The organism is Membranihabitans marinus (assembly GCF_021729155.1).
GTDB lineage: Bacteria > Bacteroidota > Bacteroidia > Chitinophagales > Saprospiraceae > Membranihabitans > Membranihabitans marinus.
Map to the genome: position 1 here is coordinate 24,795 of NZ_JAJQYA010000015.1, position 12,254 is coordinate 37,048.

Annotated in this window: 9 protein-coding genes; 5 read left to right on the forward strand and 4 right to left on the reverse strand. The window is 37.0% G+C overall.

Annotated features, from left to right (window positions below):
• Nucleotides 1-197 precede the first annotated feature (197 nt).
• Nucleotides 198-3,113, forward strand: a complete 2,916-nt coding sequence (gene porW / locus LVD51_RS10930; RefSeq protein WP_236971323.1) for a type IX secretion system periplasmic lipoprotein PorW/SprE — start codon at nucleotides 198-200, stop codon at nucleotides 3,111-3,113.
• A 203-nt stretch (nucleotides 3,114-3,316) separates the two neighbouring features.
• Here the strand turns inward: porW and LVD51_RS10935 are convergent, their stop codons facing one another.
• From LVD51_RS10935 to LVD51_RS10950, 4 genes are all read right to left on the reverse strand, one after another.
• The gene (locus LVD51_RS10935; RefSeq protein WP_236971325.1) at nucleotides 3,317-3,805 is read right to left on the reverse strand and encodes an acetyl-CoA carboxylase biotin carboxyl carrier protein subunit; all 489 of its coding nucleotides are present in this window, start codon (nucleotides 3,803-3,805) and stop codon (nucleotides 3,317-3,319) included.
• Nucleotides 3,802-4,173 (reverse strand): hypothetical protein, encoded by a 372-nt coding sequence (locus LVD51_RS10940; RefSeq protein WP_236971327.1) that lies wholly within the window; start codon nucleotides 4,171-4,173, stop codon nucleotides 3,802-3,804. The genes LVD51_RS10935 and LVD51_RS10940 overlap by 4 nt, the downstream gene beginning before the upstream one ends.
• A gap of 84 nt (nucleotides 4,174-4,257) precedes the next feature.
• A complete protein-coding gene (locus LVD51_RS10945; protein WP_236971329.1) occupies nucleotides 4,258-4,713 on the reverse strand; it encodes a bactofilin family protein in 456 nt (151 codons plus the stop codon).
• 12 nt (nucleotides 4,714-4,725) lie between these two features.
• Nucleotides 4,726-5,787, reverse strand: coding sequence for a PorP/SprF family type IX secretion system membrane protein (locus LVD51_RS10950; protein ID WP_236971341.1), 1,062 nt, complete (start codon nucleotides 5,785-5,787; stop codon nucleotides 4,726-4,728).
• A gap of 325 nt (nucleotides 5,788-6,112) precedes the next feature.
• On the opposite strand from LVD51_RS10950, the gene recN reads away from it, so the two are divergent.
• The 4 genes from recN (at nucleotide 6,113) to LVD51_RS10970 (ending at nucleotide 12,162) form a co-directional block, all read left to right on the forward strand.
• On the forward strand, nucleotides 6,113-7,780 hold the full coding sequence (gene recN, locus LVD51_RS10955; protein WP_236971351.1) for a DNA repair protein RecN: 1,668 nt from the start codon (nucleotides 6,113-6,115) through the stop codon (nucleotides 7,778-7,780).
• A 153-nt stretch (nucleotides 7,781-7,933) separates the two neighbouring features.
• A complete protein-coding gene (locus tag LVD51_RS10960; RefSeq protein WP_236971353.1) occupies nucleotides 7,934-8,737 on the forward strand; it encodes an enoyl-ACP reductase FabI in 804 nt (267 codons plus the stop codon).
• 72 nt (nucleotides 8,738-8,809) lie between these two features.
• On the forward strand, nucleotides 8,810-10,603 hold the full coding sequence (locus LVD51_RS10965) for a putative porin (protein WP_236971355.1): 1,794 nt from the start codon (nucleotides 8,810-8,812) through the stop codon (nucleotides 10,601-10,603).
• 635 nt (nucleotides 10,604-11,238) lie between these two features.
• Nucleotides 11,239-12,162 carry an IS1595 family transposase gene (locus LVD51_RS10970; RefSeq protein ID WP_236971357.1) on the forward strand — a complete coding sequence of 308 codons (924 nt, stop codon included), beginning with the start codon at nucleotides 11,239-11,241 and terminating at the stop codon, nucleotides 12,160-12,162.
• Nucleotides 12,163-12,254: the final 92 nt, after the last annotated feature.

The window sequence follows — 12,254 nt, forward strand, 5'->3', positions numbered from 1 at the left end:
TCTTGAATTAAAATAAACCAGTCAATAATTAGTTATAAAACTTAAGTTAAGATCATGATGAAATAGGTATTATACAGAAGAGATTGAATCCGTGTTTTCTTCTTAGATTTGCAACTATTCCATCAACAAAGTGAATTAGCCGCTAAAATATTTTATATTAGCATAATTTTTAATGTGTAAACAGTTAAAACAACCTAATGATTCGTCCATTTATTATATACTCACTCATTCTACTGTCAATCTCGGCGTGCACTGTCCAAAAAGACAAAGAAGAAATGTCCAAACTGGGCAAAGCGTACCACAATATGACTTCGAGATACAATGGATATTTTAATGCAGATATTTTATTAACTGAAAGTATAGCCGCCTTAAATGAGAGTTATGCTGAAGACTACGATACCCTGTTAGCTGTTTTCCCATATGTCGCTAACCCCAATGCAGAGAATCAATATGCCAACTTAGACAAAATCATTGAAAAAGTAACTACGATATCCGCTTTACATCCAGTTAGTCATTGGCTAGATGACAATTACCTGATGTTGGGTAAAGCCAATTATCTGAAAAAAGATTACAAATCTGCTTCTAATGCTTTTCTGTATCTCATCAACAATTTTGACCCCATATCCCTTGAGGAAGAGACTATAGAAAAAGCGGGGCGCGATGAAAGTTCAGCTAAAGAAAAAATCTCTCGGGCTGCTTATAAAGAACAACAGAAAAAAGTAAAGGAAAGAAATAAGGAAATAGCTCAACGTCAAAAAGAAAGAAAAAAGAGCACTAAGAACAGAAATAAAAAGAAGAAAAAAAGACCTGCGAAGGAAGAGGAAACCACTCCAGACCCCATCGACCCTGCTGAACCACTGAAAGATTTAGATGAAGTAAAAGTGTCCAAATCCGACCAACTATTGGCCAATGCCAATCATGCACCACTGCCCATGAATGGCAGTTGGGACATACCAGAAGAATCAACAGCCGACAGTTATTTCATGAAACATAGACCTGCATATCAAGAAGGCTTATTGTGGCAAGCCAGAGCTTGGACGGCATTGGAAAATTACTTTTCTGCTGAACATCGGTTGACTCAATTGATCAAAGATCCCAAAACCTTTCCATTGGTAAGAAACGATGCCATCATAGCATTGATAGACAATTATATTAAGAACAACCAATTCTCCCATGCCTTAACGGGAATCGATCACGCTTTGGAGAGAAATATAGACAGAGAACAAAAAATAAGATTGGCATTTATTGCTGGACAAATTCAATCCAGAGGTAGTGGTAGCCATGATGCCATCCCCTACTTCGAAAAGGTACGCAGTTTAAAACCCAATTATCACCTAGACTTCTATGCACAATTGAACATTATTCTCATTGAAGATATAAATGTTATTGAGAAACTGGAGAAACTGTTGAAAAATGAGAACAATATTGATTTTGGAGGAGAAATATATTATCAAATGGCCAAAGTATATTTCAAAAATTATGAAATAGAAAAAGCTATTGAAACCTTAAAGAAGGTGTCTTCTCCAGAATTAAATGCTTCGCAAAAGACAAAGACCAATGCTTATTTAACCATTGCGGAATACTATTTTGAAAACGAAGATTATTTGCCTTCTAAAAAGTATTATGATTCAACCCTTATGGTGATGGCTCAGCAAGATCACAGGTTTTATAAAACCGAGCAATTGGCCAAAAAACTTAAAACAGTGGCTCAGTCTATAGAGACCATAGCCTTGCAAGACAGTCTTTTAAAAATTTCGTATTACGATTATGAGCAGAAAAAGGCATTGGCGTTAAGTTTAAAGAAGGAAGACATAGAGGAAATGAGGTCAAATGAAGATTCGGGCAATTATGCCGACCAAATTCAATCCACGAGTCAATTGTCAGCCGGAGGTAATGCAGAATCTTCTTTTTTCGCATACAATGAAAAAGAATTGAAACGTGGAGAAAGAGCATTTGAAAAAATATGGGGGGATCGAAAACTTGCCGACAACTGGCGAAATTCGTCCATAGGAAGTGGAATAGGCGGCAGTAGTGATGAAATAGAGGATAGCCCAGAGGCTGATGGAAGGAGCTTTTCATTTGGAATAACCGATACCGAAATAGATGAGATCCTAAAAGATGTTCCAAAAGACGATAACGAAAGGGTCCAAGTCAAAGGAATGATAAATGAAGCTATGTTAAAAATGGCATTTAGCTATCGGTCGGATTTAAACTTACTTGAAAAGAGTAACGAAACCCTGCTCCTCCTACTCGATCGTCAACCTTTGCGAGAAATTGAGGCAGAGGCTATTTACCTGCTGTATTTAAATGAGAAAGATCTTGGTCACACAGCCAAAGCAGATGAATACAAGCGCAAATTTGATCAACTGTTTGCAGATACTGAGCTAGCTAAAAACATAAGAATAGCCAACACCCCTGTTTTCGATCAAGAAACGGTAGCTGAAAGTGCTTATAAGAAAATTCTTAAAGCATACGAAAACGATGATTTGGAAGAAGCAAGAACACTGATTGACCAAGCATTCAACATGTTTAAAACGGACAAAGAATTCATGCCCAAGTATGCATTGTTAGACGCTTTGGTCACAGGTAGAGTAGAGGGAAAAGAGCCCTATATTGAAAAACTCAAATACTTGGTTGCTAATTATCCCAACTCTGATGAAGGCCAAGAAGCTAGAAACTATATTCAAGTATTGGGAGGCAAGATTGAAACCAATATTACCCGCTTAACCAACAATGACTTTAATACCAGTGTGGCTTCCATACCGCATTACATTTTGGTCACCGTTCCTAGCCCTGAGTCTATCAATACTCTTAAAATCCAAATTAGCGATTTCAACAAAGAGTATTTTAACAATGATAAGTTGACCATATCCACGGTTCAAATAACCAAGAAAGGAGAAAAAGAAGCGGCCTTATTGGTCAGAAGGTTTGACAACCAAGAAAAGGCAGAAACCTATTACAATACGGTTAAGAAACAGGAAAATAAATTTAGCAAGGGCATGGAAGTAGATATCTATCCATTGGCCATCAACAACTATCGATTCTTAATTACTGAGGATAGGCTGGATAGCTACCGCGATTTCATAAGGGACAATTACAACTTAGAAAACTAATAGCTATACTACAGCGACTCGAAGTATTGTTATGAAGTCAATCATTCATGGTCATTTTAACTGTCTAGAAACAGGAAATGATATGATATTGCGCAGATTACTACATTACAATTATAAATGTAATTCGTATTTATCTGTATTCAAGCCAATACTCAACTTGGGAAAAATCCAATAATGGTTAAGCGAATAGAACTAGGGGCAAATTATTGGGGATTTGGGGAAGGTAGTATTCTAAATAATAGATCTCCTTTGCTTACATTTTGACCTTCTACCACAGGTAGAGCAACCAAGGTGCCAGATGCTGGTGCAGAAATTATATTCTCCATTTTCATAGCTTCGAGAACGAGGATGGAACTGTCTTTATCAACCGTAGCATCGACCTCTACAAAGACTTGTTTGATCACTCCGGGAATAGGAGCCAGCACTACACTACCGGACGAACTTGCATCATCGTCTTTGGTCAAACTATCGATTAACATTCTTAAATCATCTTTTAAATCGATGGAGAAATGATACCCGTCAACCATTAGGGAAAATGATTGCTGATGAGGATTAAAATCCAATAAAGTCAAATGGTATTTACGATGATTGTGATAGAGATAAAACTGATTGGGAGCCCATTCTTGGTATTCGATTTCCTCGACCTTGTCGAGCACGTATATAAAACGATGGTTGACATGAGCTGTTATCATTTTTCTTCATTTTTAAAATACATTCCAATAACATCAAAGACACTTGCCACGATATAGCCAACCACATATAATAACAAAATCAATCGATGATCGGCACTAAAATGATTCATCAGTAGTTTTGCAAAAAAGATAATGACTAAAATCTTGGTAAAAAACGAAAATAGCAAGAATGACAGTGGTTGAACACTTCCAACATTCATCCACAATCGAATAAGCATACCAATGGTTAGATAAAATAAAAAAAATATGTAGAGTAAAAAGAATAAAATAACCTCAAAACACTGACAATATAGATAGCCTGTTAGGAAAAATGTTGTCGTAAAAGTAATTGAAAACCATAGGATCACCTTTTGAAAAGACCAACTCATATTTTGGGACAACATTTATAGATTATACTATATCGCAATAGTATAATAGCAATTAAATAATTAAACAGGCCTAAAATAAGGTTTTTAATTGGCTTTTGAACTCTTTTCTAAAGTAGACTCAGCGGTCTTGACTTTATTTGGCGAAGTAGGAATATTAATGGTATCCGCCATTTTACAATTCACTTCAAAAATGGAACCTGACTGTACTACCAGTTTACCAGTGACAACATCACCTTTAATATTAGCAGTTTCTCGAACATACAGGACTTCATTCACTTTCAAATCACCTTCAAATTGACCTTCGATTACGGCATTTTCACAGAAAATGTCGCCTTCAAAGACCCCATTACTACCGATGATCACTTTGGCTTTGCAATGAAGCGTACCTTTAAATGTTCCGTCGATTCTAAAATCGCCCTCAGACATCACTTTTCCTTCGATCAAGGTGCTTTTTATAACAATGTTGTGTCCCTCGTCTGCACTTGATGATCGTGTACTCATGACTTCTTTACTATTTTGATCGTTTTTTTTCCCAAACATAATTTAAATTTTTCAGAAGGTAGGACAATATACGCCTCTGTTCTCAGCTCCACAAATTAAATAATTTAATGAGAATTCAAAAGCACCATTTCCTCTAGATGCACCTCTTAGTTTTGAAACATTCCAGTCATAACTAAATCCCAAACCAAATTCGTTGTAATTAAAACGCGTAGAAAGAATTACAGATTCCGCTCCGAACTTAGACGTGCTTTCATTGGTGTAATTTTTCACCATTCTCATCCAAGCTCCCACCTCAAATGATTGAGAAAAAAAACGTGACGATCCCATATCAAATCTAAAAGAATTACCAATATTACCCTCAAAAGATGGTCCTTGATTAAAAATAACAAACCCTGGCACCAAACTTACCGTAGGACTAATGGGTACTTCTCCTCCCCCATGAAGGGTTAATCTTTGATATAATTTGTAATCATCCCCGATAAAAGAAATATTGGGTTGATTGAGGTGAGCCATAGCAACTCCAGCGTAGAAATTAGTACGTTGGTCAAATACAGAAAACCATAATAGACCAGCTGAAACATCAAAAAAGGTAACAGGGGTTATATCACTGACCACTGGATCTGTAGGTGATCCCGGATTAAATATACCAGTTATCGGATCGTACTGACTACCGAATCGCAGTGAATTGATGTCCATGCTGCGTTGGTTTAATCCAACATCTGCTCCTGCCACTAAATAATGGGAAGTTTTTCGATTCCCGAACAATTTCTTACTATACGAACCAGTCAATCGGCCCATGACTTGCTTGTACTTAGTTTCTCCAGCCACATCACCCCAAGCTGAGGCACCCCAACCGAAATAATCACTTCTACCCACAGGTACTTTTTGATCAAAGGATGCGGAAAATGTATTAAATGGATTGGTCAATACTGTAGCCCATTGATTTCTATAATTGGCAATTACTCTGTAATTGCAATTCATCACTCCTGCCATGGCAGGATTTAGGTGCAATGGAGCCATGTAAAACTGAGAATAGTGAATATCCTGAGCCTTGGTCAAAGTAGACAAAGAGAAAAATAAGATTACACTAAGTCCGATATATTTGAAATTCATATAATATTTCTAAATCACTGAATAAAAGATAAATTAAAATAAGCGTACCAATTCTTACTAAAAACGCAAGCCATAGACATAAATTTTATATCACACCCTAATTAATTGACAAAATCCTGTCTAGATCTTATCTTTAAAGCATTATATAGCCAGTATCGACACAGTTACAAACTCCCATTTTAAAATATAGTCTAGTTCGTTGGCCCAAAGGTATCAAATTAAATATATACTAATTTTAAGTCATGGAAAAATTTATCAGAAAAAATTAGGATGGGAAAATCTAAAAGATTTATTGATATTTGAATTCTAAAATAGGCTTTTAACCATGCTATTATCGCTACACATTAAAAATTTTGTACTAATTGATGATCTCACCATCGATTTTTCTCCACAACTGAATATCATTACAGGGGAAACTGGTGCTGGAAAATCCATCTTATTAGGCGCTCTTAATCTAATCCTAGGGCAGCGCGCCGACACCTCAGTTCTCAAAGACAACGGCAAAACTTGTGTAATAGAAGGCCGCTTCAGTCTCGTGAACTACGATTTAAAAGAAATCTTTTTTGAAGAGGACATCGATTACCTAGAGCAGAGTACCATTCGGAGAGAAATAAGAGCCAGCGGCAAATCGAGGGTTTTTGTCAACGATAATCAAATCACATTGGCTGGGCTCAAAAAAATTGCCTATAAAATCATTGATATTCACGAACAATTTGACAATCATTTCCTCACTAAGAAAGATTTTCAATTCGATGTGATTGACAGTTTGGCCCAACAAAAAGAAGAAGTCAACCAATATCGCAAGAGATTCCAACAATTAAAAGAGAAAGAGAATCAACTGAAAGCCATGAAGGCTAAGGCCATCGAGGAAGCGCAAAAAAAAGACTTTCTCGAATTTCAATTAAATGAAATAGAAAGTCTTAAATACAAAGAAGGAGAGTTTAAGACCTTAGAAGAAGAACTGTCCTTTACCAAGAATATTGAACTCATCGATGAAATCGTTCAACAAGCTGAACACATTTTCGAAACAGCGGACGAAAGTATTCTCGATCAAATGCGGTCATTATTAATAAAAACTAGAAGCGCCAGTGGTGTTTTCGAGCCTTTGCAGCAACTAGAATCGAGATTGGAGAGCAGCCTAATCGAATTAGAAGATATTCAAAGCGAATACTCCAGTCTAAAGGATGAATTAGAGATAGAACCAGGGCGGTCAGAAATAATTGAGACTAGAATGGGGGAAATATTTCGAGTAATGAAAAAACACTATCTCGATCAAAGTGATGATATACTGTCCTTGGCCCAACGATTAAGCGATGAATTAGCAGAGATTTCTCAACTCGACGCCGGTATAGACAAGTATCAACTCGAAATAGAAAAAGACCGTAAAGAGCTTGAAAAAATGGCGACAACCATTTCTAAACGCAGACAATCCCAGAAAAATAAAATCCAAAAATCAGTTTTGGAAAAATTAATTCATCTGCAATTGGACAAATCTCGTTTTGAAATTAGCCTAGAAACCATGGACCATCTAGATGAATATGGCAAGGATAAAATCAGTTATTTGTTTTCCGCCAACCCAGGCATGGCTTTAGGTAGTATTGACAAGGTAGCATCAGGGGGTGAAATTTCCCGATTGGCCTTATCCATCAAAGCATTAGTGGCCAAATCTATTCCATTGCCAACCATAGTTTTCGATGAAATAGACGCAGGAGTTTCCGGTGCTGCCGCAGATAAAATGGGCAGTCTATTGCACGAGCTGTCAAGAGATCACCAAGTTATCTGTATTACACATTCGCCACAGGTAGCTTCCAAAGCCGATCGCCATCTCTATGTATTCAAACAGGTCAAGCAGAAAGAGACCAAAACAGACATTGCCACTCTTACCTTGGACCAACGAGTACACCAACTGGCCATCATGCTCAGCAGTGATCCACCGAGTGCCTTTGCCGTCGAAAACGCAAAGTATCTTATAGAACAAGTACAAAGTAATTAATTATTCATAAATTCGTTTTCAGTTTGTTGCTCTATGTGACCTCGATAAAGGTTGTAGAACCTTTATCAATCCTGAGATTTTATGCAGTAAAATAATAAGACTTAAAAATCGGAAACAAACACAACAGTTTAAAATATAAAATACTAAATCAATATGTCCAACAATCTATTAGCAGGAAAAAGAGGAATTATTTTTGGAGCCCTTGATGATCAATCAATCGCTTGGAAGATAGCAGAAAAAGCAGTTGAACAGGGAGCAAAAATCACCTTGACCAATGCACCAGTTGCCTTGAGACTTGGTCAAATACAAGAATTATCGAAAAAACTTAATGCAGAGATTATTCCTGCAGATGCTACCAGTATTGAAGATTTGGAAAATCTTTTTGACAAATCCATAGAAATTTTAGGTGGCAAATTAGATTTCGTCCTACATTCGATTGGAATGTCGGTTAACGTAAGGAAAAACAAACCTTACACCGGTCTAAATTACGACTGGATGCAAAAGACCTTTGATGTTTCTGCTATTTCATTTCACAAAGTAATGCAAGTAGCTATGGACAAGAAAGCCATTAATGAATGGGGTTCGATTGTAGCTTTGTCCTATATTGCTGCTCAAAGAACCTTTCCCGACTATAGTGAGATGGCTGAATCCAAGGCTTTACTTGAGTCTTTCGCCAGAAGTTTTGGGTATCATTGGGCCAAGGAAAACAATGTTCGAGTCAATACCATATCTCAATCACCTACCATAACTAAAGCGGGTCAAGGGATTAAAGGATTTATGGATTTCTTCAATTATGCGGACAAAATGTCGCCTTTGGGCAATGCTTCCTCAGATGCCTGTGCTGACTATTGTATCTCATTGTTTTCTGATTTGACTCGTATGGTTACTATGCAAAATCTATATCACGATGGAGGATTTTCATCCATGGGGATGAATCCGGCTATATTAGAATTATAAATGTTTTGTTTGCCCTTGGTTTTTAAAAATACAATCCAACAACCATCATTAGTTATACTACTGTGGTGTCTTATGTCTATACAAGTATGGGCGCAAAGTGAAGAGGGAGGAAGGTCTGAACATAGTCATCCTGTAGTAAACGATACCATTCAATATAGCAACTACCAGTACAAGTCCATGGTAGATAATGTCACAGACACTATGCTCAATGGCAATTTTAATCATATAGATGCTGTAGAAAAGAAATGGCCCTATGAATCACAATTGGGCTATAGTGGTTCACCGCGCAATGGGGTTTATACCACATTGCCGAGGGATGCATCGTGGTCATTGGGATTTAACGCCTTCGATGTATATAGGAAAAACTTTTCTGATTTGCTATTTATACAAGAAGGTCTACCCATCACCAAGGCGACCTATGTTCAAACTCCACAAGTCAATCAGAGTATTTTCAATGGTTTCTTTGCTCGAAAATTCAATAATTTGAGTTTTTCCATTGATCATCAACGCTATAATTTTACTGGAGACTACGACAATCAACAGAGTTACAATACCATATTCCATACTGGAGCTATATATCGAGAAGGCAAATGGTCGGCTCATTTTTTATTTGCTTCAGAGGTATTTCAACAAAGCAACAATGGGGGGATAATTACCGACTCTTTATACGCTTCACCTGATTATTCAAACCGTATATCCATCACCACTGTACTCGAAGACGGAAGAACTCGAGATGATACCAAGAAGGGAAGCCTAGGATTATTGTACAATGCCTTGTCTATAGATAATTATATAGGTTCTATCGGTGGTGGCATCGATATTAGTCAGCGAGTAGTAACCATGAGTTCGGGTCCGCCCAATGATAGCACCTATTACCTCGCCTATCAAGAAGACGATACCGGGATAAATAGTTTTATCGAAAAAAATTCATTTTTCCCACATGCCATCATAGAATTGTCCGACACCAGTAAATCGAGATTCACATTGGAGTCAAAAACTGGAATTGGTATTCACCAAGTACAATATGGTGAACGAACAGATCCATGGCAAGCTTTTGTACAGAAAGCGAAATTAAATTTCAATTCCAATTACTTCACTTTGTTATCGAATCTCGATCTTCAAATATTTAACGACAATTTGTATTTCACCATTGATGGTGAACTTGCGGGGCATTGGAAGGGATTCGAAGTTCGCGGTTTTGGTCAAATTAACAGAACCATTTCACCTTGGATTTTTCATAGGTATGATATATCTGGCCAGCTTATATGGGACGGACAACCGCAGTCTCAGTTTTCCCAGATCCTAGGCGGGCAAATAAGTTACCATCGACCTAATTTAAAGGCCGATCTACGGGTAGAACAAATATTTCAAGACAATCTTCCCTATTTCAATACCCAAGGACTCCCCGATCAGTTAAACAATCAGATTTCCATTATTGCCAGTCCCTCACTTTCTGTGAAACTGGGCTTGTTTCATTTAAAGAATAAAATCAGTTATCAGCATTTTGATAACAATATCTTAGGGATTCCGGAATTATCAGGACGTCACGAAATTTTTATCGAAGACCATTGGTTCAAACGAAATATGCATATAAACCTAGGGTTTATTGCTTATTGGAAAACCCAGCACGATGCCAGTTATTATCTTCCCTATGTACAGTCCTTTATCCCTACGGGAGAGACATTGCCTTCAGATTACAGGATAGATCCCTTTTTTGCCTTTAGAGTCAAGACCTTCAAATTATTTGTAAGAGGGGAAAACATGCAATTATTGTGGGATGGTGATACTCCAACCTATGACATATATCACTATCCACTACTAGATCCCACCATTAGATTGGGTATCGAATGGATTTTCCGAGATTAGGAAGATTCCTAAATACCATTTATTGTAGTAATGCTATAGTAAACAGTGTAAGTTTAGAAGTGATTCCAATGGATAACACTTTTATAGGTTCACCTGTATGAATTAAACAAATTATTTATACAACTATGACTGGACTCTTTATTTCCCATGATAGATATTACACGAATAGGATAAACAGATACAAATCAGGAACTTTTTAGCAGTCTGTCCACATTTTTTATTATAGACTTCTTTTATAGAGTGGATGGCCACAATCTAGAATATTACCCTGGGAAGGATTTCTAATGTCGATAATAGATATACGAAAAACAGGGTTCAAGGAATGAGGCATTGCAAGGATAAGATAGCATAGTAAAAACAAGAGTTGGTGAGATTGTCTGAAGATTAGGTAATAATAGAATGCCAATAGTGAATTGTGGGCTTGAAAATGAGATAGACAAGAACATTACTGGAAATTAGGATAGAGAATTTCGGTGAATTGAGTGAAAGGATTTACTGGAATTGGGGGGGGGTAATTCCTGGGAATTGAGGCTAAAGGGATATGAAAGTTGAGGGATTAAGAAGGGGAAATAGCGCATTAGGCGCAATCTCATCAAGCTATGATTTCGAATTTTAAAGAATTAAAACATAATATCATGGAAGCAATATCAAAAAGCCTATCCTTATTTGACTTCCAACAATTTTTCCCCAGCGATGAAAGTTGTTTGAAGTACTTGTCCGACAAAAAATGGAAAAATGGATATTCATGTCATCGATGTCATAAAAAGAAGTACTGTCGATCTGTAAAAAAATACGATCGGCGGTGCACAGCCTGTGGATATATTGAATCTCCCAAGGCCAATACCTTGTTTCACCATATGAAATTCAGCCTTCTTAAAGCTTTTTACATAGTGTATCTAGTATCGACCAATAAAAGAGGTATTGCCTCCACAGAACTAAGCAGAAAACTGGGACTAAGACAGAAGACTTGTTGGCTTTTTAAGCATAAAATTATGCAAGCAATGGCCAGTCGAAAAAAATACACTATCTCGACTGATGTGGAAATTATGACTTGTGAATTGGGCATCAATCATATCGTTGAAAATGGCGTCAAGATTGAAAAGAAGAAATTAGCCGTCTTGGCCCATGAAAGGAAAAGCAAAGGTCGTGGCAAGACATATGGTCACAAAATAAACGCATTAAGTGCCAAGGAATTATGTAAAATATTACACGATCATGTGGACAAATCCGCATCTATAAAAACCAATGGTTGGCCGGCATTTTCAGCATTGAAAAATGAATATCAAGGAATCCAAACTAAAGTTCAAAAAAAAGGTAAACACCCTTTGGTAATGAGTTATAGAATAGGATGTGGTTTACTGCAATGGTTAAGAGGCATCCATGGTCATGCAGAATTACTGCAGTATTACCTTGATGAATATTTTTTCAGACTCAATAGAAGTGACATGGAAGGAGACTTGTTTTTCCTCTTATTGGATCGCATGATAAAGCACGAACCGCGGACCTATTACGACATTGTAAATTTTACGCCTAAAGCGCTGTTTCTCAGAAACACCTAATTTTACCACATCCCAACATTTCTTTCCCTATCTCACAAAAATGTCTCGGTCTAATCCATTACTCTAGTCCAAAATTGAGGTTAAATAAAAGC

What these genes read in the sequence shown, in the direction of transcription:
- LVD51_RS10960 (WP_236971353.1), top strand. Translation starts at nt 7,934, where the DNA reads ATGTCCAACAATCTATTAGCAGGAAAAAGAGGAATTATTTTTGGAGCC.
- recN (WP_236971351.1), top strand. Translation starts at nt 6,113, where the DNA reads ATGCTATTATCGCTACACATTAAAAATTTTGTACTAATTGATGATCTC.
- LVD51_RS10970 (WP_236971357.1), top strand. Translation starts at nt 11,239, where the DNA reads ATGGAAGCAATATCAAAAAGCCTATCCTTATTTGACTTCCAACAATTT.
- LVD51_RS10965 (WP_236971355.1), top strand. Translation starts at nt 8,810, where the DNA reads ATGTCTATACAAGTATGGGCGCAAAGTGAAGAGGGAGGAAGGTCTGAA.
- LVD51_RS10935 (WP_236971325.1), bottom strand. Translation starts at nt 3,805, where the DNA reads ATGATAACAGCTCATGTCAACCATCGTTTTATATACGTGCTCGACAAG.
- LVD51_RS10940 (WP_236971327.1), bottom strand. Translation starts at nt 4,173, where the DNA reads ATGAGTTGGTCTTTTCAAAAGGTGATCCTATGGTTTTCAATTACTTTT.
- porW (WP_236971323.1), top strand. Translation starts at nt 198, where the DNA reads ATGATTCGTCCATTTATTATATACTCACTCATTCTACTGTCAATCTCG.
- LVD51_RS10950 (WP_236971341.1), bottom strand. Translation starts at nt 5,787, where the DNA reads ATGAATTTCAAATATATCGGACTTAGTGTAATCTTATTTTTCTCTTTG.
- LVD51_RS10945 (WP_236971329.1), bottom strand. Translation starts at nt 4,713, where the DNA reads ATGTTTGGGAAAAAAAACGATCAAAATAGTAAAGAAGTCATGAGTACA.